Annotated in this window: 13 protein-coding genes, 1 tRNA gene and 6 pseudogenes; 5 read left to right on the forward strand and 15 right to left on the reverse strand. The window is 52.1% G+C overall.

Going from position 1 to position 23,432, the window contains the following annotated elements:
- Positions 1–3 precede the first annotated feature (3 nt).
- The 4 genes from secD to queA all read right to left on the reverse strand — a co-directional run bounded on the left by secD (position 4) and on the right by queA (position 4,609).
- Positions 4–1,851, reverse strand: a complete 1,848-nt coding sequence (secD, locus tag GPOALKHO_RS04855) for a protein translocase subunit SecD (protein ID WP_406703249.1) — start codon at positions 1,849–1,851, stop codon at positions 4–6.
- 24 nt (positions 1,852–1,875) lie between these two features.
- A complete protein-coding gene (gene yajC / locus GPOALKHO_RS04860) occupies positions 1,876–2,208 on the reverse strand; it encodes a preprotein translocase subunit YajC (RefSeq protein WP_406703251.1) in 333 nt (110 codons plus the stop codon).
- Positions 2,209–3,357 carry a tRNA guanosine(34) transglycosylase Tgt gene (gene tgt / locus GPOALKHO_RS04865; protein ID WP_406703252.1) on the reverse strand — a complete coding sequence of 383 codons (1,149 nt, stop codon included), beginning with the start codon at positions 3,355–3,357 and terminating at the stop codon, positions 2,209–2,211.
- A gap of 178 nt (positions 3,358–3,535) precedes the next feature.
- Positions 3,536–4,609: a tRNA preQ1(34) S-adenosylmethionine ribosyltransferase-isomerase QueA gene (gene queA, locus GPOALKHO_RS04870; protein WP_406703254.1), complete on the reverse strand. Its 1,074-nt coding sequence runs from the start codon at positions 4,607–4,609 to the stop codon at positions 3,536–3,538.
- Between the two features lie 309 nt (positions 4,610–4,918).
- Between queA and GPOALKHO_RS04875 the strand changes: the two genes are divergently transcribed.
- Together GPOALKHO_RS04875 and GPOALKHO_RS04880 are read left to right on the forward strand one after the other, a co-directional pair.
- Positions 4,919–5,062, forward strand: coding sequence for a hypothetical protein (locus tag GPOALKHO_RS04875; RefSeq protein ID WP_406703256.1), 144 nt, complete (start codon positions 4,919–4,921; stop codon positions 5,060–5,062).
- A 383-nt stretch (positions 5,063–5,445) separates the two neighbouring features.
- A pseudogene (locus GPOALKHO_RS04880) lies at positions 5,446–5,983 on the forward strand (redoxin domain-containing protein).
- 160 nt (positions 5,984–6,143) lie between these two features.
- Here GPOALKHO_RS04880 and proY read toward each other — a convergent pair.
- The 3 genes and pseudogenes from proY to brnQ all read right to left on the reverse strand — a co-directional run.
- A pseudogene (proY, locus tag GPOALKHO_RS04885) lies at positions 6,144–7,231 on the reverse strand (proline-specific permease ProY); the annotation flags it as partial.
- A gap of 92 nt (positions 7,232–7,323) precedes the next feature.
- The gene (locus tag GPOALKHO_RS04890; RefSeq protein ID WP_406703258.1) at positions 7,324–7,809 is read right to left on the reverse strand and encodes a branched-chain amino acid transport system II carrier protein; all 486 of its coding nucleotides are present in this window, start codon (positions 7,807–7,809) and stop codon (positions 7,324–7,326) included.
- Between the two features lie 170 nt (positions 7,810–7,979).
- Positions 7,980–8,661 (reverse strand): annotated as a pseudogene (brnQ, locus tag GPOALKHO_RS04895) (branched-chain amino acid transport system II carrier protein).
- A 380-nt stretch (positions 8,662–9,041) separates the two neighbouring features.
- Here brnQ and GPOALKHO_RS04900 point away from each other — a divergent pair.
- The gene (locus GPOALKHO_RS04900; RefSeq protein ID WP_406703260.1) at positions 9,042–9,284 is read left to right on the forward strand and encodes a hypothetical protein; all 243 of its coding nucleotides are present in this window, start codon (positions 9,042–9,044) and stop codon (positions 9,282–9,284) included.
- Between the two features lie 993 nt (positions 9,285–10,277).
- Here the strand turns inward: GPOALKHO_RS04900 and GPOALKHO_RS04905 are convergent.
- Positions 10,278–10,925: an epoxyqueuosine reductase QueH gene (locus GPOALKHO_RS04905; protein WP_406703262.1), complete on the reverse strand. Its 648-nt coding sequence runs from the start codon at positions 10,923–10,925 to the stop codon at positions 10,278–10,280.
- An 834-nt stretch (positions 10,926–11,759) separates the two neighbouring features.
- On the opposite strand from GPOALKHO_RS04905, the gene GPOALKHO_RS04910 reads away from it, so the two are divergent.
- On the forward strand, positions 11,760–11,891 hold the full coding sequence (locus tag GPOALKHO_RS04910) for a hypothetical protein (protein ID WP_406703264.1): 132 nt from the start codon (positions 11,760–11,762) through the stop codon (positions 11,889–11,891).
- Between the two features lie 617 nt (positions 11,892–12,508).
- Here GPOALKHO_RS04910 and GPOALKHO_RS04915 read toward each other — a convergent pair.
- The 7 genes and pseudogenes from GPOALKHO_RS04915 to GPOALKHO_RS04945 all read right to left on the reverse strand — a co-directional run.
- On the reverse strand, positions 12,509–12,685 hold the full coding sequence (locus tag GPOALKHO_RS04915) for a hypothetical protein (RefSeq protein WP_406703265.1): 177 nt from the start codon (positions 12,683–12,685) through the stop codon (positions 12,509–12,511).
- An 881-nt stretch (positions 12,686–13,566) separates the two neighbouring features.
- The gene (locus GPOALKHO_RS04920) at positions 13,567–13,743 is read right to left on the reverse strand and encodes a hypothetical protein (protein ID WP_406703266.1); all 177 of its coding nucleotides are present in this window, start codon (positions 13,741–13,743) and stop codon (positions 13,567–13,569) included.
- Between the two features lie 4,828 nt (positions 13,744–18,571).
- Positions 18,572–18,647: transfer RNA gene (locus GPOALKHO_RS04925), tRNA-Thr, on the reverse strand.
- Positions 18,648–18,994: 347 nt separating this feature from the next.
- Positions 18,995–19,576, reverse strand: a pseudogene (locus GPOALKHO_RS04930) (hypothetical protein); the annotation flags it as partial.
- A 58-nt stretch (positions 19,577–19,634) separates the two neighbouring features.
- A pseudogene (locus GPOALKHO_RS04935) lies at positions 19,635–20,114 on the reverse strand (glutamate 5-kinase); the annotation flags it as partial.
- Between the two features lie 261 nt (positions 20,115–20,375).
- Positions 20,376–20,516 (reverse strand): alpha/beta hydrolase, encoded by a 141-nt coding sequence (locus GPOALKHO_RS04940; RefSeq protein ID WP_406703268.1) that lies wholly within the window; start codon positions 20,514–20,516, stop codon positions 20,376–20,378.
- 784 nt (positions 20,517–21,300) lie between these two features.
- Positions 21,301–21,608: pseudogene (locus tag GPOALKHO_RS04945) on the reverse strand (xanthine phosphoribosyltransferase); the annotation flags it as partial.
- Between the two features lie 232 nt (positions 21,609–21,840).
- On the opposite strand from GPOALKHO_RS04945, the gene pepD reads away from it, so the two are divergent.
- Positions 21,841–23,298, forward strand: coding sequence for a beta-Ala-His dipeptidase (gene pepD / locus GPOALKHO_RS04950; protein WP_406703269.1), 1,458 nt, complete (start codon positions 21,841–21,843; stop codon positions 23,296–23,298).
- Positions 23,299–23,432 lie beyond the last annotated feature (134 nt).

A 23,432-nucleotide genomic window follows, 5' to 3' on the forward strand; every position in this document is an offset into this window, starting at 1 on the left:
CTCCTATATGGACAGCTTATCGATGCGTTTACCGCCATAAAGCAGGTTAACGATGGCTCGGGTGCCGATGGTTGCCGTAAACATTGAGGTAACAATCCCGATAGCGGTAGTAATGGCGAAGCCCTTGATCGATCCCGTGCCCACCGCGTACAAGATGACGGCGGTAATCAGCGTTGTGACGTTGGCGTCAACGACACTGGATAGCGCGCCACGATAGCCCTCGTGAATAGCTTGCTGGATCGTACGACCGTTGCGCAGCTCTTCTTTAATACGTTCATTAATAAGCACATTAGCGTCAACCGCTACCGCCAGCGTCAATACAATACCGGCGATACCCGGCATGGTCAGCGTCGCGCCTGGCAGCAGAGACATGATGCCGATAATGAGCACAAGGTTGGCGATGAGCGCCGTGGTGGCGATAAGACCAAATTTGTGATACCACACCACCATAAACAGAATCGACGCCACCAGCCCCCATAAACAGGCCTCCAGACCCTGAGTAATATTTTGCAGCCCCAGGGTCGGACCAATGGTGCGCTCTTCCACTATCTGGATCGGCGCAATCAACGCACCCGCACGTAGTAGCAACGACAGCTGACGCGCCTCGTTGGGGTTGTTGATGCCGGTAATGCGGAAGCTGTTACCCAGTCGCGACTGGATGGTGGCGACATTGATGACTTCTTCCTGCTTCTCCAGAATGGCGCGGCCGTCGGCGCCTTTCTTGCCGCTATCCTTATACTCCACAAACAAGGTAGCCATTAGCTTGCCGATATTATCCTTGGTGAAGTTGGACATGGTCGTGCCGCCGATGCCGTCCAGGGAAATATTGACCTGCGGACGGTTATATTCATCGGAGCTGGAAGTGGAGTCGGTGATGTGATCGCCGGTCAGGATAACCCGTTTGTATAACACAACCGGTTGGCCGTCGCGGGTAGCTTTCACCTCCGAATCCCACGGCACATGGCCGTTGGCGGCTGCGATTTGATCCACCGAGCTATTGACAAGACGGAATTCGAGCGTGGCAGTTGCCCCCAAAATTTCCTTGGCGCGCGCCGTATCCTGGATGCCCGGCAGCTCGACGACAATTCGGTCGGCGCCCTGTCGCTGCACCAAAGGCTCTGCGACGCCCAGCTGATTAACGCGGTTGCGCAGGATGGTAATGTTCTGTTGCACCGCGTACTCACGGGCTTGGCGCAGGCGATCATCCGCCAGCGTGGCGCGCAGCACGTTGTCTCCGACGCTATCGATAATCAGATCACGGTGACGTGGCGTCAACCAGGATATCGCCTGATCGCGGATATCAGTATCGCGGAAGCGGATTTCACTACCGTAATTTTCGATTTTACGCACCGTCGCATACGGAATGCCCCTTTCTCGCAAATCACCGCGCAGGGTATCCATTGTCTGCTTCTGCAACTTATTGAGCTCGGTGTCCATATCCACTTCCATCAAGAAGTGAACACCGCCGCGCAAATCCAGGCCGAGTTTCATTGGCGCCGCCCCTAGCATGGCTAACCAGGGGGGAGTGGCTGGGACAAGATTAAGCGCCACGATATAATCCTCACCGAGGGCGTTCATCAATGCTTCGCGGGCGCGAAACTGTACGTCCGCGTTTGAAAAACGGGCCAGAATGGTGCCATTTTCCAGAGTAATGGATTTACTGGCGATGTGTTGCTGCTCTAATACAGTCCGGATCTGGACCAGCGTCGATTCACTAGCGCTACCACCCCGCGCGCCAGTGATCTGCACGGCCCGATCCTCACCATACAGATTGGGAAGCGTATACAGCAGCCCGACGACTAGCGCCAGCACTAGCACGATATACTTCCATAAAGGATAACGATTTAACACGGCAATTCCCTTGAAAATCATTTATTACAGCGCTTTCATCGTACCTTTCGGCAAAACAGCGGCCACAAAATCACGCTTGATGACCACTTCATTGGTATCGTTGAGCGCAATGGAAATATAGCCCGTGTCAGCAACTTTCACTACTCGCCCTACCAGACCACCAGTCGTCAGAACTTCATCTCCTTTGGAAATGGAATTCATCAACTCTTTATGCGTCTTGGCGCGCTTTTGCTGTGGTCGCAGGATCATGAAATAAAAGATCAAACCGAAAACAACCAGCATTACCAGCAGAGAGTAAGAGCTTGACCGGGATGGATTATCGGTGGCAGCAACGGCGTCAGAAACGAAAAAGCCCATTTAAATTCCCTCATTGTTATTTAACTCGACGACTAAAGGCGGCACCGGCTTACCTGTCCGGCGATAGAACTCACCTACAAAGTGTTCTAACTTACCCTCATCAATAGCTTGGCGTAAATCCTCCATCAAACGCTGGTAATGACGTAGGTTATGGATAATATTTAGACGGGCACCCAATATTTCGTTGCAACGGTCAAGATGATGCAAGTACGCGCGACTATAATTGCGACAGGTGTAACAATCACATTCCGCATCCAGCGGCGCGACATCATCTTTATACCGGGCATTGCGTATTTTCACTACGCCATCGATCACAAACAGATGACCATTGCGGGCATTGCGGGTCGGTATGACGCAATCGAACATATCGATACCGCGGCGAACACCCTCCACCAAATCTTCAGGTTTACCGACGCCCATCAAATAGCGCGGTTTATCCACGGGAATCTGCGGGCACAGGTGCGCCAAAATACGGTGCATGTCGGCTTTTGGTTCCCCCACCGCCAGGCCGCCCACAGCGTAACCATCAAAACCGATCTCCACCAGTCTTTTTACCGATACATCTCGTAAATCTTCGTAAACACCTCCCTGAATAATACCGAAAAGCGCGCTGGGATTTTCAAGCTCATCAAAACGCTGGCGACTGCGGGCCGCCCAGCGTAATGACATTTCCATCGAGCGCTTGGCGTAATCCCAAGCGGAAGGATAAGGCGTGCATTCGTCAAAAATCATGACAATATCAGAACCCAGAGTGCACTGAATTTCCATCGATTTTTCAGGGCTTAGGAAAATCGCGTCGCCGTTGATGGGACTGCGAAAATGAACACCTTCTTCGGTAATTTTGCGAATGTCGCCCAGGCTGAAGACCTGAAACCCGCCGGAATCGGTCAGTATTGGACCGTGCCACTGCATAAAATCGTGCAAATCGCCGCTCAGCTTCATGACCGCCTGACCCGGGCGCAGCCAAAGATGAAAGGTATTGCCCAGCAGAATTTGTGCACCAGTTTCTTTTACTTCTTCTGGCGTCATGCCCTTTACGGCGCCATACGTCCCAACCGGCATAAACGCCGGCGTTTCCACAACGCCCCGATCAAATACCAACCGCCCGCGACGAGCCTGGCCATCGGTTTTCAACAATTGGTATTCCACACATCCTCCAACACCAGATAAACAGTCCGATGTTTGATGAAAAAAAAGAGCATTCTAAGCCGCTGTACAAGCCGATCCGCGGAATGTGTTGCCGCCGGCGTGGTTAATCCATGCTTTGGTGTTGACGGTTCGCGCAAAGCACGGATCCAGACCCACCACTGCCGATCAAGCCACCCGCTTACGACTCACCCACGCACTCTTTGTCAGCGGCAGGGTTTCGGGTGATAAACATGGCATCTCCATAGCTGAAAAAACGGTACACCTGCACAACCGCTGCCTGGTAGGCCGCCAGCGTATGGCGATAACCGGCGAACGCCGATACCAGCATTATCAAGGTAGACTCGGGCAGATGAAAATTAGTGATAAGCGCATCTATCACGCGAAAATGATAACCGGGATAAATAAAAATGCGCGTGTCACCAAAAAACGGCGCCAGGGTATTCTCTCCCGCCGCCACCGCCGCGCTCTCAAGGGAGCGCGCGGCGGTGGTACCGACGGCCACAACCCGGTTGCCGCGCACCTTGCACGCCAGAACCGCATCAACCACCTCTTGCGGCACTTCGGCATACTCCGAGTGCATCTGATGCTGTTCGATCCGATCCACCCGCACCGGCTGGAAGGTTCCAGCGCCTACATGCAGGGTGACAAAGGCCATTGCAACCCCTTTAGCGCGAAGCGCCGCCAGCAGTGGCTCATCGAAATGCAGGCCGGCGGTGGGCGCCGCCACCGCGCCTGGCCGTTCACTGTAAACCGTTTGATAGAGCTCACGATCCGCGACTGCGTCGGTCCTATCGATATAGGGCGGTAGAGGCATATGGCCGGCATCATTGAGTAGTGTCAGCACATCGCGTGGATCGTCGAAACGCAGCTCAAAAACTGAATCGTGGCGTGCCACCATGGTGGCGGCGATGCTGTCATCATCTCCCAATAGTAATGCGACGCCGCCTTTCGGTGCTTTGGACGCGCGCACCTGGGCAAGTACCCGCTTATCATCTAGAACTCTTTCCACCAGGACTTCGATTTTGCCGCCGCTGACTTTGTGACCGAACAATCTGGCGGGGATCACCCGGGTATTATTGAACACCAGTAAATCACCAGGTACCAGTTTATCCAGCAAATCGGTAAAAACCTGATGCGCCAGCGCGCCCGTCTGGCCGTCCAATGACAGCAAACGGCAGGCGCTGCGTTCCGCCTGAGGATAGCGGGCAATGAGATTATTGGGTAATTCAAAAAAAAAGTCGGCAACGCGCATGGTAAATCACTTCAGCATAAAAACAGGCGGCTTAGTCTAGGACTATACGTTCCGCTCTGCAAGAATTAAGCTATGTCGTGCCGCTTTTGCTGTTTACTAATGAAATGAATTTTCTTTCTCATCAGCATCTCGTCACCCTGTAGCTCCCTGCTCGAAAATCTGATGGCGGATTTTATCCGCGGCGATCCCGAAAGTCTCCATTCACCCGCGATTGTGGCGAGGATTTCGTCGAATTGATAGCCTTACCGATAGTCACGAAGCGGTAAGGCATAAGGCAGATGCGCACACTGTGTGCCCGCGACACGGCGGGTGGCGCCTATCGCACTGGATGTAGTCTGGGATCATTTTCTGTCGCGCCACTGGCTGCAGAAATCGCGCACGCAATCCCTTAACTGCTATCTGTGGATGGAAAACTGGCTGCTGCGCTATGCCGATGGGCCTTTTGGCTCATGACAAACGGTATGGCCCAGTGCCGCCCAGAAGGCGTTGTGGCAACTTTATCTGGCGATGATGCATGCAACGCGCCCGCTTACGTGCCGACCAGTCGCCGATCGCTCGGTCGTCCAATAGCGCGTCCACCTATCGGCAACGAGGTCCGCTCTGTCTCTGTCTATTAACAACGTGTCTATCTGTCACGTGGCCCACCCACTTTGTTGGCGAGTCCCGCGCTTCGTGGCAGGGCTATGTGGTCTGTCCGTCCGTATATATCCAAACTATTCGCTACATGGCCGGTTCCCCCATCGAGAATTGCCTTTTCGGCAGACAAGGGACTGTGCGCGGCACAATCTTTTGCCGCCCCGTACGCAATGTCCTAGAGATGATCCACCATCCCGTCGCTGTCAACGAATAACGCTAGGCAATCATCCTACATCGGCTCAAATCCTATCACACAGGGTAAACCGGCGGTCGTTTTCTTCTGGCCAATGGACCTCGCCTTAGTCTATTGCTTTTGACAAACGTTACGCAGCATTCTAGAAGCGCGGCGTGGAAATCCATCGGTGTCTCTTTTGACTCAGAGTTTGTACACAACGCCTGGCACAGGGTTACCACCGCAAAGGCACTATTAGGCCTATCCGATGGTAGCGGACATCAAACGCGAGATCATCAAAGCCTATAGCATTGAGCATCTGGAAGCCGGCGTCGCGCTGCGCGGTTCGCTCTTTATCGACCAAGACGGGATTGTTCATCATCAGATCGTTAACGATCTGATGATGGGTCGCAATATCGATGAAATAATGCGCATGGTCGATGTCCCGCAATTCCATGAAGAACACGGCGAAGGTTTGCCCGGCACAACGGGAAAGGGCAGGAAGGGATGGGGCTTCACCGGAAGATGTCGCCAAATATCTGTCTGAGAACTTGACCAAACTGTAATCAGTTTTCCGTCAGAGTAGAGGGGGCGCGCGCCTTGTCCGTCTAGCGCCGGTCAGCCTAGCTGACCGGCTTTTAACTCTTCGCCTACAACATGCCGGTAGCTAACCCGAGCAGCTAACCCGACAGACCCACCTTCACATCTCCTGCCAGGGTTTTGCACTCAGCAAGCGGTCACGTGCTTCGTTTTTACCCAGCGGTATCGCAGCAAGAGCAGCAAAATCCATACCACTCCAACGCATAACGACACCTGGGTAGTGAAGGAAGTACCAATCAAACCAAAAGACGATGCTGAAGCCAGCGGTGATAGTGTCGCCGGGCATGATCCACACCCATATGCTGACAAACGTAGCCAGCGCGGCGATCATCAGGAAAACATTTTCCGGCATGAGGTCTTCAAATAGACCGCCACCAGCATCGCCATTATCATCACCAGCATCGTATCCAGGGAATGCCGTTACGCGATACGCGCCGAAAGATGTGCGGCGTATGCCCATACCCGCTATGTCGCACAATATGCACCCGACTCCAAACACATCGCTGTTGATGGACGCCGTCAGCATGACGAAATTCAACAGGTCGGCGAAGACAAGCATGCCAAAATTCCGGAACGTCAATACAAACGGGCTACCGCCCGTACCCACCTGATTTCACGGGATAGATGGATATAATAACTGCCAGGATGCTGACTAAAATACACCAGGGAGCGGAGCTGATGGCTCCTAAGAGCGCTCAGGATTCCGCGCTTCGCTAGCACAGTGATGCCGATGATTTCAATACCGCCGTAAGCGAACATCACCATTTGTAGCGAAAGATCATCCCATGACGCCATAACTGAAGAAGCCGCCATGGCGCTATAAATTCGCCACACTAAAATTAAGAACCAGAACTCCAGCTCGCCAAGCGTTTTTACGCTCAGTCAATTGATCGCGTTGATGAATACACCACGTTCAACACCTAGACCCAGTGGGGTACCAGCAGGAACCACACGCCCATAAAGAGGTCACATCAGCAATGGCAACAATTAGGATTTCAAAATAGTAGCTCCAGTCGGTAATATGGCTCACCATGGGGTCAAAATTATCTTGCGCATAGCGGGAGAACGAACCAGCATTGAGGTTTTCAGGGGTATTTCTCCCAGGGCGGAAACGCAGGCCGCCAGGCCGCCTATAAAATAAGTCAGCAACACGATAGAACTATCGCATCAGCGAAACCATAGAACAACCCGATACCGATGGTAGAGCCATGTGCCGAGTGGAAAGCCCCGCTTCAGCGAAGGGGTGGAAGATTGTATGACCAATTACCTTTTATTGTACAAGGAAACCACGGAATGGTGTCCATGGTTAGTTGATTGCCTCGCCAACGTTCAAAGAACAGAGCGTTGCTGCCGTCCACGGGATTGATTGTAAGCAGCCGCGACGACAAGCATGACCAGCGTCGGCGGTAGCCAGGCCAGTCCCTGCGCACTTAGCGGTAAGCGATCTACTCAGGTAGGGAGAATGTTGGGATAGGTCGATACCTTGACGCCATCCAGGCAACCAACGCCAGACTGACCAGCATGCCGGGGCAATAAGGCGAGCGCTCGAGCGCCACCAGCGCAGCGTAAAACTCATTAGGATCATGACAATGCACGGTGGATAGATAGCGGTAAGCACCGGAACAGAAATGCTGATTAAATGGCTAAGGCCCAGGTTGGATACAACCATGGAAAACAGTCCCAGCAGGAACACCCACTTGCTATAGCTGATACCGGTATGTTCGCTGAAAAATTCAGCGCAGGCGCAGCTCAGACCCACCGCAGTCACCAAACAGGCTATCGTTATTAGCACCGTTAAAAACCGCTACCGGCGGCGCCAAAGATGTACTGCACATAGGCATGCAGAATTTCGACGCCGTTTTGCGTCTCCGGCACCAAAACGCCGCTGCCTGAACCTAACTTGAACAGCGTCAGAATAGGCCGCCGTCAAACCGATACCAGCAATCAGTCCGGCCAGAATGGTTAACGAGTCAGCAAGTGAGCGCTTGTCACGCCGCGCGAACGTGCGGCGTTGACGATAACGATGCCGAATACCATCGCGCCCAGGCTATCCGTGGTAAGATAGCCGTTCACGAATCCGCTGGAAACGGCAGGTGACTGTAGCCCGCGGATACTAGCAACGGCTGACCCGCTGGACACAGCACCGCCGTAATGCCCAATACCGCGAGCGCGATGATCCTAATCGGCGCCAGAACATAGCCCACTGTATCCAGAAAGCGGCCTGGGTACATGGAAATACCGATGACCACTGAAAATAGATCAGGCTATAAATCAGCAAAGGCAGTTCGCCGTTTCCGGCGAAAGGGGCCACACCGACCGCAAATGAGACGGTCGCGGTGCGCGGTGTAGCAAACAGCGGGCCCACCGCCAAATAACACACGACAGCCAGAAACAGACCGGCTTTCCGACCAATAGGGGAGCTGAGCGCATCAATGCCGCCCCCGACCCGCGCCAACGCGATAACGGCCATGACCGGTAGACCGACCGCAGTAATCAAAAAGCCCGCCGCCGCCAGCCAAACGTGCTGACCGGATTGTAGGCGGCCCACCATGGGCGGAAAAATGATATTTCCGGCACCGACAAACAGAGCAAAGATCATAAAACCCAGCGCGAGTATGTCTTTTGAGGTTAAACGTTTAGTCATGGGTTTGTATTAAAGTCTGCAGTAAATCCTAATAAAAAAATTATTATGACTGCGCAGTGATTGACACACCTTTGATCGAAACGATTGGCATCGCGCGAGCAAGCAGGTACAAAATCCGCTTTTGAATAATATTTAGGTTAGATATTCAAATGTTCCCTTTTCTGTGCTACATGATAACCAGTCTGACGCAGAAAATCGCCAGCGCAACATAAGAAAATACGATGGATGACATGGACACGCGGCGGTTCCGTCGGGTAACGCCTGCGTAGACGGTCGTTTCAGCCGATGAACAGATCCTTAAGGTAGCGCGCGACCGCTGCGCAGTTCAAAATCTAGCGTGGGCTCTCGGTATGCCTTTGACGTAAGGCGAAGGAAATGATTTGAGCGTGGGCGCTCAGCTTATTACCCTCTTCGGTAAAGGCGAAACCGCATTGCGGGCTCCGGCACAGCTGATCCAGACTGACATACTGGCTGGCTTCACGGATGCGTTCCAGCACCGCCTGATGATGTCCGGCTTTGATAAAGCGCAACGGTTTAAAGCTGCCAGCGCGTTCGGTATCGTACTCCAGGAAAAGGCATCCACCCTCACCTGGTCAAACAGGATGGGCACGACCGACTCATAACTCCTTCGGAAATCCATGTGGAGCGGAAGTTCCTGCTGTACACGTACAGGCTCAGCACAAAATCCTCCAGCTTTACTGGCCAGCGCTGGGCTATTGATGTATTTGAAGCCCAGGCTCCTCGCCCATGTGCGCCAATGGCATAGACAGAAATCAGGTCTTTGCGTTCTGGAAACCATTTAACACGGCCCGTCCGTCAGCCCGACCAAAATTCCTGCATACAACTAAAGTATGATAATGAAATTAGATCACCTGATCAGGTAAAGTTCGATGCCCGACAATACGCCGGCGTTGCGCATGCTAAGGTCGACGCCACCGTCATGCTCAGCAAGTCAAAAGAGAAAGCCGCTGGCTAATAGACTAACCCGATGCAGCAGTGGACCATTAAGCAAATTACAGGTATACACCGACCTCAGAACAAACTGGGTAATAATGGCGCCAGCCAAGGTAAACCAACGAATGAATCTAGATGATTGCGCTACCATGCTTTGCCTCGCATAAACAATTCAAAATGAATTTATCCCCATAATGGTTATTGCTAAATAGAGTATGAATGACATTTACCGGCAGTAGCGAGCGGGTGTCTTCATTAAGACGAAAAATGAAACAGTTATTATCATCCTCTGTCAATATCACTCAACAAATAACATTTTTAACATCTTGTCTATAAGTGCGCTGCGCGTTACCGATGTACGCCCCTAATAGAGTCGGTGCAATTCTCGGCACGACGGACGTTCACACTGGCTATTGTGGCTACGCTTTTATCGGTGATATTTATCGTCCGCCGGCCTGCCTTTAGTGACCCGACGCCAACACACCTGAATGCGTGGCACGCTGCCAGAAAAAAATGGGCACATCGGCGCAATGCGCAATTCCTCGACGACCCACTGCTGAAGTAACGCGGACAATGTGCTGCAAGTCTGACATGAACGCCGGATCATCGGCAAGTAATGTAATACATTTGGCCGCTTCACTAATGTAGTACATCAACCAATATTATTCTTCGTAATATTTAGTGCCGATACGGACAATATCCCTGCCTTGAGAGCGACGGTGTTTATTGGTATCGCGCAAAGAATAAATGCAACCGCAATATTCCTGTTGATAGAAACGCTCACGCTTACTGATATCAATCATTCGTGCGGAGCCACCCTGTTTGCGCCAATTATATTCCCAATAAGTAATACCGTTATAATGGCTCGCGGCACGCCTGCCGCATTCGTTAATCTGCTGCATATTTTTCCAACGAGAAATACCGAGCGAGCTGGAAATTACACTGAAACCGTTTTCAGCGGCGAAGAGAGCGGTACGTTCAAAACGCATATTGAAACACATGGTGCAACGGATACCCCGCTCAGGTTCTTGTTCCATGCCTTTGGCGCGGGCAAACCAATTGTCGCTGTCGTAATCAGCATCAACAAATGGCACCTTATACTGCTGCGCAAAACGAATATTCTCTTCCTTGCGGATCAGATATTCCCGCTGCGGGTGAATATTTGGGTTGTAGAAGAAAATCGTGTAATCAATGCCTGAAGCGGTGATCGCTTCCATGACCTCTCCAGAACACGGGGCGCAGCATGAATGAAGCAACAGTTTATCGGCGCCATTGGGTAACATTAAGACGGGACGGTTGAATTCGGCCATAAAAACACTCTTCCGGTGGTAAAATAAGCGGTCATTGGCGGCAAGGGTAACACAATAAAGACTACAGTTTTCCCACGCACCTCAGCCTGAGGGTTAGCGTTCGCCATAAATGGAAACTGGTAACAATTTCTCATAAACCTTTATACGCGTAGGGCATTTCCGCCTTAGCGGGATAGGCAAGCGCAGAAACAGAAGTCACAGGGTAGCATTATATTCTTTCATAAATAAAGTGTAACTCAGCTCCGGTTGATGTAATAATAATAGTGAGCGCCTAAGCCAGACTGCATGTTACCCCTGCGTGTGCCTACCCATGGCCAGGGTATGTCAGAACTTCGTGGCCACATTCTAACTCTGTGTTTTTGATAAGCCAAAGCCGTCGGTCAACTGCGGTGAATTGGTTATTAACTGACAACGGTGGCAAATGTCACTATCATTAGAAATGACGAGGCTTAGCTCTCGTCAAGCGATGCGAAAGCATGAAGCGTTTCCTGCAGTGAGCTTTTACATAGATTTAACCTTAAGAAAGTTAATAACCAATCTCAGTGGTCTCTCTGTTCCTCCAATGAAGTCATTGGCAATGAAAACGGGAATTTTGTTTTGCTAGTCCTACCGATGGCGACGCCGGTTTATGCCCTGCATGCCGACGATACCCGCAACACCGCCGGCTTTGATACGGTCAGTGTCATCGACACACGGCAACTGGACCCGCGATACACCTTCCGACACTATGGCGGATCACGTTTCTGCGCCCTACAAGCCTGATGTTGTGCCACCAGGTAAATTTCGCCGACGCTCGCTGGACGGTAAAGACGACAAATTAAGCAAGTTGGGGTTATGCTAACGCCCGCCGCCAGCCGTTGGCGTCAACACAAGCGTAAACATGACATGGTACATCTTCCTTCCTGGTTGCTGCCGTACGGCAAAGCCATTGCGCCCGGCGTGAAGGGTAGCGTCTGCCATTGGTGATAGTGCGCACTGGCTGCGGCAATCCGGCGTCGAACGCGCTGTCGTGCTTGCCAAATTACCATTGCCCCACCGGTTCAGGAACTGATCGCACCATCGCTATTAGCTCCACAGCTGGGAGGTTCACTAACCGGCAACTGTCTGGCAGCGGAGTTACACAGATATTATAGTCTACGTCAGACCACGTCATATCACGTATCACGAAGAGCCAGCACAGGTCAGGATCATTTCCCCCTTCAACCCACTGATGACGGCTAAAGAACAGTGAAAGAATGGCGTTGGCCGGATAGCTAGGTGACCCCTTCCGCTACACCCCAGACTCCTCGCTACTACGTCAACTGCAGCGGCCGCCGGGCACACCCAGCTCAATCAAGACATCCAGCTGCTGTGCCCTTGCGGCAAAAAAGTTGACAGCGCGCTGGCATTGGTCTCGCTATCGACGTAGCAGAAAAAGTGATAGGTTCGCCTATCGCCGAGGTGGGTTCGTCCATGACGATAATATCGGTAGCGCCGCGGTCTGTTGATTCCTTTGCCGAAATCAACAAAACCGAGCCGGCGCAGCTCTCATCCCAAACCAGATATTTTCCGCAACCGCCAGGTCTGGGGATCGCGCTCAGCTCCTACTGAACGATGATGACGCCTGCTTCCAGGGCCTCTTTCGGATGGGGGAACTCACGGCCTTTACACAGTTGAATGAAACCCATCAAAATGCTGAGAAAAGCGGATGGACCGACATGCTGAGAAAAGCGGATGGACCGACGCCGTTGCTGCTGCACAAGGTACGAACGAGCCACCACGGAGCAAAGCTTTTCCTTACCACGTAACTTGAAATAGGCCGCTTCGCAGCCGGCGTATTCAAATTGTCTGGATAGCCGCGCCTAATGCGGCGGCTTCTTTCTCCATAGGACATATCACCGAGCCGTTCACGACGTCCACCATAATCCGCCGCCAGCGAGTGCTGCAAGCACCGCCGCTGGTTAGGCGGATTTCGTGACCGCGATCCAATGCTGGCGGAACAAGTCCATTCTGAAACGCAGTCCATAAGTAGTGTTTTCCACCACCACCAAACAGAGATTGGCCGCGCTAAAATTATCTGCATCTAGATTGGCACAGGCTGGCCTTGGCCGCAGGCAGTTGCGGTACCCAGTTTCCGTAAAGAATGCCAGTATCAACACGCCACCTGCACACGGTTCCGCCTGCTCAAACGCTCGATAAAGGCGTTGACGTGCGAATATCGAAAACCTCTGCCGGAGGCATCGCCACATTCGGCCACACGCTGTCTTGTTAACCAAAATTGAGGTAATCGCAGGGCAGTAATGCTGTGGCTGGCCCCGTAGCCACAGTTCCAAGTGATGCTGCTTGAACCAGACGTTTTGGACGCGGTATAAGCCCGTCGCCACCATCACCCCCAAGCCGCGCCAGCGAGCCGCTGATACCGCCGAGCTGCTTCAGCAGCCAGCGCTCTCCGGCACAGTAACTTGACCGTATGCAGAACGTCGTCCGCATCGTCCAGCGGCCACGAAACCGTGCTGCTGGCCAGACACAACCAGCCACTGGAATCCGCTGGATTGACCACCGCCGTATCAACGGCCAGCTTGAAGGAGCTATCAGCGCGCCGACTACTACTGCGCCTGCTGCTCACGTCGGCCGGAGACACCACTTATTCAGTGGATGCGTGTCATTCACTGAGGATCCCTCCGTCGTCGTCACCGACGATCACCACCTTCATCCCATGCGTACCGCAGTTGATACCGGCAAAAGCGCCATATATCACTCCAATATCGCCCAGATTGCCTGAGGCGGCGCGGTCGAACGCCTCTACGGCGTCGTTGAATTTACAAATCTGCGAAATCAACGGCCGCACCTTCAGCTTTGCCAGCGATTAGTAGCCGCAGTGTACGGGATGCATGTTGGTATAGCGGAAATGGTCTCGAAGGTGACTTCCTTGGAATACAGACCAGCCCCACGGTGCCGCCGGGGCGACATGGTTGCTGATACTTGTGATAACCTGTTTCGTGATAACCTGTTTCACTCCGCTGCACCAAATACCACATCCGCGTCGTTGCCAGAAGTCAACGCGGCAACTTTCTCTGCCAGATTGCCAGTTTTGATATTGACTGCGTGCATGCCCGGATAACGTTCAGCGACCTTTAATTGATATCTCCGGGTTTAAGCTGGCCTTATGCAGCGGCATGCATATCAATGGCCACCTCCTTCCACCAATGCGCCTTCGGTAAGGCTGACGAAGGTGAACGCGGCCGGGTGCACTACTGTTTCCCGTAGACAGCCATTAGCCAGCGTGGTGGCCCAAAAAACGTACCGCCGAATCCAGGTTATAAATGCCGGCGTGGGATTTGTCGGCGTGGGATTGGACGGATTTCATATTCGAGGATCTCAGGCTCCACACAAGCTCGAGACGGACACTCCCCCAGCCAGTACGACGCTGGTGGCTTTGTGACCCAATATCTTCGGTGTTTTGACTACGAATTGGCCGATGCGGCCATGGTGGTAATAATGGACTATAATATCGATATCATTCGCGTACAATGAATGATGAATGAGTTATCGCCGAAAATATGTGAAGCGCGTTTTAAAATGAGGAAATTTGCAAACATCAAGATTATTTTGGCTGTCAATAGCCGAACAACACGCTGCGCATAAGTGGCGGCAACGGTTTTTCAATGATATTGATGCCCTTTCCTCGCGAAAACACGATGTTCCAAGTTATCCCTTGTCTGGCCTACAGTTGTTAACCTATTCCAATTAGCCACGCTATTGCACTGTTTCTCGGACAAACCTGCCAGGAAGCCCAGAATATTTACATCCGACCTTCAACGACATCCCAACAGGAGTTGCCTCTGGGGAGAGGAGTATTTATTTGCCGACGACCCCGCACTGATGCTGAACTACGGCGAGGTCGCACCGCCGGCTGGCGATTAAAGAATAGCACTAAAGAATAGCACTGTTGTCAACGCTATCTCGTGCTGCGCGCGGGCGCGCGACGCGATATACTATTGTGCTAATACCCGCCATTGATTGGCGGCAGGGTGTGGTTGTTTTGAAATTCTTATCGGAAAACCGGAACGATCTCGATATTTTACTGATCCGAGCGTACGGCGCGTGGCGTGAAAGCGGCAAGATTATTCGTTTCCGGCGAGATACAAAGCGATAACGACACGGGAGTGTAAATTGGTGCCAAGTAGGAAGGTCAAGGCTACGCTTGCAAGCGTAGCCGCGCGTCCAGCGTCAGCAAATAATCGTACCACGTGTGTTTTCCTACCAGATGCGCTAGGTAAGTGCTGGAGACCGTAATTAGGCTACGTTGTGAATATGGCGAAAATCTACGCGCTTGAGCCAGTAAGAAACCGTCGGCATTTGTCAATCCCGATATTGGCAATCCTTCTTCGGCAAGATGACGCAACTGACGGCGCTTGAAGCGTAACAGGCCGGCTACGACACGCTGGTCTTCGATTCGTGTGAATCCCAATAACAGGAAAACCGCACCATCGATAAGCTGATTGGCTGCGGCGTAGATGCGATAGTGTTAAGAATTATCGGCCGGCATACTTCGAACGACTGGCGTTGCTGAATATCTGGTCATTCTGATAGACCGCGGGCTTTGGTATTGCCTCATGCGGCAGCGTTTATATCGATAATCTTGATTGCGGCTTGCAGGCGGCCGCTTTTGTAGGAGCAGCGGGCCGGGCTCATTGCGTAAGCTGCAATAATCAGATCTCGCAGGGAATTATAAAATCCTGCATTGACCATCGGTTGTGGCCGATACAGGATATTAGCGTCTTCAGCATTGATGAAATTCCCTATGCGGCGGTATTCGGCTTTAATTCCCCCTGTATCTCCAACGAGTTAAATGAGATGGCTTGGCAAGCGATAAAATGATGGTGTGATGCGGCGCGAATCTGCCGTTTAGCATGGTTGTTGTCGCGTACGCAAGGGAGGTGTTTCCGGCCGGCCCTGCCTCTACTCACCCCGCGGCGCAGGCAACTCGTCCCGAACCGGTTTCCTCCTAGCGCAAACCACGCATTGTTATCCACCGCCGAGCGGCGTTGCTCTGCGCGGCGGGACGGCCCGCGCCGCTGTTGTGCTGCCTTCAGCAATAATTTATTAGTAAGCGCTTTAGCATTTTCCTTACTCTTAATATGGATTAATACTATCTTCGCAGCACGGTGCAATGACTCATCCCTCAAATGCACTATGCAGGAGATATAGATGCCCATCATCACTTTCCTTGCATTGAGTCATCCGTACATCGCTTTCATAAGATTACTTTCAGTACAGCAGAGCAGTACAGCAGAGAAAATTTAAACACATCCGGCCGCCATCGCAGAAAGGCACATTTTATTCTGCCGCTTGCGCATTTTCTCCATCTGGCGCGCCGGTTGTCGCGCCAAAACGCTACCAACAGGAGAAGCCCAGGCGCTTGCCTGGCCGGTGGGGCGGTCTGTATCGCGGTTCTACCGCCTGGCGGCGCATGAATGAAGATCTCTGCCAATCGACCAAAGATCTCCCAGCTCCGGAAAATATCGCATTCCCTCGGCCGTTGGCGCAGATGGCTAATAAGCAGGTCGTTTATGGTTACATTTAAAAGCGTCGCCGGTCCTGCTGATGGGCATCTGGGCATCGGTTTATTCGCGCGGCTGGGCGGCGCGCAAGATCTACCCAGGTGTTGAGTTGACCTTCGCCGGATTCCCTTGGCTGCTTATGGTTGTATCCCTGATACAACGCTTCCGTTTGTAACGTCATCGTAATCCGCGATGGGATTGTCGGAATAGCGGACCGAGCTGGCATCGAGAAAGTCAGTGCGAAATAGCCAGGCTTGACGACGGTGACGTAGATACATAACGGGACAAAGTCGCGCGCCAGATTGACACCGAACCCCTCCCCACCGCAAACTTGGACATGCCGTGAAGGGTAAAAAATCGAAATCGGTCGGCCCTTCGATTGAGCCGATATTGATGATATTGTCATAGTGCTGAGACCGCAGCGTCGACAGTATCGCCTGTATCATCCGTACCATCTCCGCGACGTTGATCTCGAACTGATGCTGTAAATCCTCGCGGCTTCTTCAAAAAGATCAAGATGACCGTATCCAGCATTATTTACCAGCACATCAACGGCGCCGAGCATTCGACGGCGGCGTAAACCACTCGTTGCTGGCCAGGTGGCGTCGGCGACGTCCAGGCTCTGGAGTAGTAGCCGGCGCTATATGTAGCGCGGACAGCTTCTTCGCTATCTCGCGCGGTCGCAACAATATTGTCCTCGGCCGCGAGGATGATCTGCGCGAGTTGGGCACCCAGGCCGCGGCAAGCCAATTGCACCCTGAACAATGCCGCTGAGTTAAAGGATAGACAGGCAGAAGCGACGCGAAAGGCGTACAGATTATGTGTTCTCCAAATGACGCCTAGCTCGATATTCCCGCACCAGTCAACCAGATCTGCCGTGAGTGGGTTGCTCCTACGCTGTATTCTTTGCGGCAGTGACGTGCCGAAAGTGAAGCGACTAATGGCTTACAGTATTTGATAGACAATTACGGCAGATGACATAAAAGCTCGGGATGCGTGACTACTAATATGCATTAGTTAAAATCTTAAGGGAAACTGCTCGCACGGATATCAAGTTTTGTGATGGTTTATCGGCAACTGTGGTACACCGACTTGGAAAAGTTGTTTATATAAATGTGATTGATCACATAAAGCAGAAACATTCAATATCTACCAAGTTGAGGGATGTACTCTTTACGCCAGTGAATAAATGTGTGATTTTTATTTTTGGATGAAACAACACGGAAAAGATAAAATCGCCATACAATAAGCTTTAAATAGTATACCCGTTATCGCCATGATGGAACGTTCGCTTCTACCCTGAGGAATTAAAAACAGGAATTCTGAAGCCGTATGTTCAACAATTCCACTCTTGATTTTTTAAATATACCTAAGGATTAATAGAATGGAGACGATGAATTTCTATGCCGATGACCAGTGCTGGTTGATAAGTTTGCCGCTCATGATAGAAAGGCAGAGTGTAATCCATCTGGGTATTGAATAGGAGTGAAGCTCTTCAACTAGTCTATACGTCACCTTCTGTCATCACGCCAATACCACACGTGGATGTTGAAAGAATTTTTATGTCATCCAATACATGCTGGCAGAAAAGATAAGTGCCAATTCAATAAGCGGCCTCATAGACTATTGCCATCATGTCGGATTATATACCCAAAAAACTCCTCGGAGAAGGCGTTTGCTGGTAATATGAACTATCTCATGCACTGTCAGCTAGCCCTATCAGATCTGACTTTCTCGTTAAGTGGGTCATAATCGCGCGCCGTTGTGATAGAAGGTGATTAATTGCCGTATGACTTTTCGATCGTCCAATTTCCATCATCCCGCGCCTATCGCATAATTTAAACTGATGAGTTGTGCTGGCCATTCCGTAGTACTAACCTAGCTATCATGGCGGTCTATTTACCCCTGATCGCGTTTTTAGCCAAACTGCCATGATGTGCTTGAGCCATGTTGAGTGTTACAAAAGCAGGAAATTCCATTTACCTGTCGTCGTAGCAAGCTCAATCATGTAAAAGACCGCTTCCACAAGCAAAGGGGCTATGGCTTAAACTTATACAGATGTTACAGTATGTGTAATTTCAACTTTGCACTTGTTGATTTTAGTGGCGCCGATAATAGGAGTCGAACCTATGACCTTCGCATTACGAATGCGCTACTCTACCAACTGAGCTATATCGGCATCATATAGGCGTTAATCTGAGTTCACACATGTTATGCAAAACTGGGAAAAAAATCAATAAGTGCGCGCAAGTGCTAACAATTGCAGTATCTTACCTTTTCGAGTAAGTCCCTACCACGACAACAGATTCGCCACCTCCATAACCTAAGAGCCTCGTGCCGCTCGGCAGCGTGGGTTAGCATGGCCAGACTGCTTGCGTGTATCGCAGGCGTGTTTTCCAGCGTTAGCTGTGAGGATCGCGACAAACGCGGTTTTGTTGGCCGGGAAACCGTCGCAGTACTCATGGCGGCTGAGGTTGTCGCCGTAGCCCATCCATTTGCCGTCGGTAAACAGTTTCTGGCATTGACATATACCGCTGAGAAGCCCACTTCGCGTACGAAGTGTTCCGCCGTTTGAACCGATTGGGTCAGAATGGCGTCGGAAATGCTGGGTTCCGTGATAACGAATATGTTCCACCGCCCGGTCGAGGTCGTCCACTGGCTTGACACCACTAACTTGACATCCGAATCACGGGACAGCCATGCGTCATGGTAATCGGCCTCTGTCACGGCAACACAAGTCGCGAGACCGTCAGATAGATAGGGACGCGTGAGCCCGTCAGCGCCTGCTGTATGCCCTTTATATCGTGGCGGCACTAGTACGGTAGGTTTCCTTACCGCCGCGCAAATCACCGCGTTGCCGGTTTCAAGCGCAGCGCCGTGACATCGATGGTTAATTGGGGCGAGCTTCATGAATCACACCCACTACGTCGAGCGGTACACAGCGATAGCCCGCAGCCCAACCGCTGGCCCCTGAATAACCCAGCCCACCGGATCGGTAAGGCGATACACCTGCCGCACGTCCGCGACAATGACAATAGCGCTAAGGCGCGTCGAATTTAAAAGCAGGCGGTCTAGCAGCGCGTCGCTCAGGCCGTCACGGCGTGCCTCACCATATCCTTCGCGTTGGCGTCAAGGAATTTTGGTTACTGGCCTCCAGGCTATCAGTAACCGCCTCCAGCGCCGAAGGATTATCGTTGTTGCCCACTTTGATTTAGCGGTGGCAACGGCATCATTTATTAATCACTGGCACAATGCCGTTATCCAGTAGGGCGCGCAGCGTGTTGCTGGCGTTGAGAAAACGTTCTCACTTCCATGTCGACGCGAGTCAGCAATATTCAACCAATATTGATATTTGAAAAGGAAAAACAGTTTCTCCCAAAATGAACTAAGCGGCTTTGTCCTACTGCCGCCAATAGCCGCTTGGAGGCGATGGTGACGGGCATGTCGGGATAATTAAGGTACTCTCGCCCAGCGGAAATGACGCCGAAGGTGACGATGATAATGCAGTGTCCGGTGGCGTGCAGCGGAGCACATTGGCGTACCAATTCGACAACGTTCGCACGATTAAGTGAACCAGTGCGAACCGCCGATTGAGGACACTGGTGCCTAATTTTGCCACCAGGCTCTGACCGCTGTTCGTAACGATATCTGCCGTTAAGGATGTTGATTGAATGGTTACCTGCCGTGGGGTTCAAGCACTATGCCTGGCCAGCATAGCGCGAAACAAAGAAAAAAGTAATGGCGTGTTAGGCTGAATGACTGTTCTTTAAACGCGTCGCAGGCTCCAGCTTCATATTCATCTTGTCGGAAAAGCCGAGAGGGCATATCGAAACCGGGGGCGAAGTAGTCGTGAAACAGACAATAGGTGTCGTTTGCAGCATATCCAGACCACTGCACACCAACACTGTCAGATACAAGAAATCGGTAACATTGCCACCACCGCTGAGCCACCACCGCTGACAGGGAAATCCAACTGCTTGATTTTATGAGGAAAGTGCTTGGACGCTTCTTCCCAGGTGTGGTTGGCCAACGTCTGTACCTGTTTCACCAGAATATCCCTTTTCAAATGCGGAAGTCGGCGATGCTGTAAAAGTGGACGACTTGTAGCCAGTCGCGCGCCGCAGCAGCGCTGTCGACATTATTCTCCATAGCGCGCTACTCCCACAGGTTGATGTCGCGCCACATTCACATTAGGTGGTTGATTAACCTGTACCAGTGGCCAGGGCTAGCGCTGTTCAGCGCCGATTACTTTGCCCGCCGTGATGGACCCGGGCCACCAGCGTTAATGTTTCGCAGTGTTTGACCGAAGGTTTGAATAAGGTTTCGCTCGGGTTGTTTTCTGCTGCCATTGAGCATCGTCTCCAAGACGAGTTCCTGGAATACCAGAATGATACCTGCAAGACTAACCATTCAGCCAGTAAAAACAAACGCTAGGCTGCGCGGCGGGCGTCAGAAGCGGTGCTTGTCGCTGCGCAAGGAAATACTGTGGCAAAATGAACACGGAGTTCCAAGCAATGATTGCCGCTAACGTATTAAGCGGCTGTCACACCCTAAGCCTGCCGCAGGCTTAACGGCTTGAAGCGGCCTATACACTCATTAGCCGCCACCGGTGACGGGCGAACGCTTTGCGCAACTATTCGGTCCCTAGTGGGCAGCAAGACTACCATGCACATGTCTTTGAAGGCAGTAGGGCTATCCCGAACTAGGGTGCTTCTCTCTAGTAGCAGAAGGACTATTTGCGCCAGAGGTGATACAAAACGCCCATATACAAAACGCTGCTAAATCCAGCTATTCTGCGGCATATCGATGATGTAATCACCCATCAGCGGTCAGCCGGTCGGTTTGTCGAAAACAGTGACAAAATGCGCCTTAGGATACATCTCGCGAATCGCTTTGGCAGTCTCACCGGTCTCCACCAGATCATCAATCACGATAAATCCGTCGCTGCCCCTTCGCGCGCTTGACACGTTCAAATCGCGCTAGCTGTCGTGATCATAGCTGGAGATGCATGCGGTATCCATATGGCAAATATCCAGCCCGCTGGCCAGCAATGCGCTCGGCACAAAACCGCCGCGGCTGACCGCGATAATTTTCCTTTCCATTGTTCAACGAATAACAGGCGTTTAGCCATGGTACACATATAGACTTGCACATGCACAAGGCGACGATATTAAGTCGGCTTAAAAAGTCTCTGGGCAAAGGGGTTGGCGGGGTTATAGAGATGTGGCCGTCTAAATACCAGCACCCCTTTTAACCTCAGTAGTTTTACACCCTACTAAAATAAAGTAGTATTCTAGGTTGACTCGGGTTATTCCGTCACTGGCCGCTCACCGCCGCCAGTGCGGTTTTTACGACATAACAGGAGTTCTATTGTGTCTGAATTGTCTCAACTCACGCCCCAGCCGCTGTGGGATATCTTCGCCAACATTTGTGCAATCCCACACCCCTCATACCATGAGGAAGCGCTGGCCACGCATATTCTACAATGGGCGCAGGGAAAGAAGCTGTTTGCTGAACGCGATCAGGTAGGCAATATCCTGATTCGCAAGCCGGCAACACCGGGTTATGAAAATCGCCGTCCGGTGGCGATGCAAGCACACCTGGACATGGTGCCGCAGAAAAACGGTGATACTGCTCATGATTTTACCCAAGATCCCATCCAGCCTTGGATAGACGGCGAATGGGTCAAAGCGCGTGGCACGACACTCGGCGCAGATAACGGTATCGGCATGGCGTCGGCCCTGGCGGTGCTGGCCGACAATAGCGTGGAACATGGTCCGCTGGAAGTGCTACTGACCATGACCGAAGAAACCGGTATGGAAGGTGCTTTCGGCCTACAACCTGGTTGGCTACAGAGCGAGATCCTCATCAATACCGACTCCGAAGAAGAAGGCAAAATCTATATGGGCTGCGCCGGCGGTGTTGACTTCAAAACCCAACTACCGCTCAGCCGCGAAACGGTGCCAGCCAGATATCACCAGGTGCGGGTGACCTTGACGGGTTTAAGAGGCGGCCACTCCGGCGGAGATATCCATCTGGGGCTTGGCAACGCCAATAAGCTACTGGCCCGCTTCCTGGCGGATTTTTGCGCTATGCTGGACATTCGTCTGCTGGATATTAACGGTGGGACGCTGCGCAACGCCATTCCGCGCGAAGCGTTTGCTATCCTGGCGCTGCCGCGTGAGGATGTCGACACCCTGCGCGCCCAGGCGCTCGCCTATCTGGTGATGATTGAAAGAGAATTGGCGGTCGAGAAAAAGCCGGTGCTGGACGTCATCGACAGCCAGCATGACGGGCAGGCACTAACCAAAGCCTGCGGCGACCGACTTATCGCGTTACTCCACGCGATGCCGAACGGCGTTGTTCGGATGAGCGATGACGCGAAAGGCGTCGTAGAAACCTCGCTAAATGTCGGCATAGTGTCGACGGATGCCGATAAAGCCGAAATTCGCTGTCTTATCCGCTCGCTTATCGACAGCGGCAAGTTGCAAGTTGAAGGGATGCTGCATGCGCTGGGACGACTGGCTGGCGCCACTACGGTTGCTAAGGGGAGCTATCCCGGATGGAACCCTGACTCTAACTCGCCGGTGATGCATGTAGTGCGCGATACCTATCGACAGTTGTTTAATAAAACGCCCAATATTCAGGTCATCCATGCGAGTCTGGAATGCGGGCTGTTCAAGAAACTCTATCCCGATATGGATATGGTTTCCATCGGGCCGACCATTACCAGTCCGCATTCGCCGAATGAACAAGTGCATATCGGGAGCGTTGACCGATACTGGACGCTGCTGACTGCGCTGCTAAAAGCGATTCCCGTCAAGGCGTGATCCAGCCCGCCGCTGGCCTGGTAGCTGGCGCCGAACACTATCTTTACGCAGTCTATCAACTTGCCATTATGGGTCAGAGGGTGGGGTTTTCACCGCCTATGCCTGAGGTGTATCGCCAGTGGCCGCTACGGGCC

The sequence above is a fragment of the Sodalis sp. (in: enterobacteria) genome, assembly GCF_036327475.1.
In the GTDB taxonomy this organism is placed as follows: domain Bacteria; phylum Pseudomonadota; class Gammaproteobacteria; order Enterobacterales; family Enterobacteriaceae.

Coding starts and splice junctions, on each gene's coding strand:
- GPOALKHO_RS04910 (WP_406703264.1), top strand. CDS start 11,760: ATGCTAACGCCCGCCGCCAGCCGTTGGCGTCAACACAAGCGTAAACAT.
- GPOALKHO_RS04905 (WP_406703262.1), bottom strand. CDS start 10,925: ATGGCCGAATTCAACCGTCCCGTCTTAATGTTACCCAATGGCGCCGAT.
- queA (WP_406703254.1), bottom strand. CDS start 4,609: ATGCGCGTTGCCGACTTTTTTTTTGAATTACCCAATAATCTCATTGCC.
- yajC (WP_406703251.1), bottom strand. CDS start 2,208: ATGGGCTTTTTCGTTTCTGACGCCGTTGCTGCCACCGATAATCCATCC.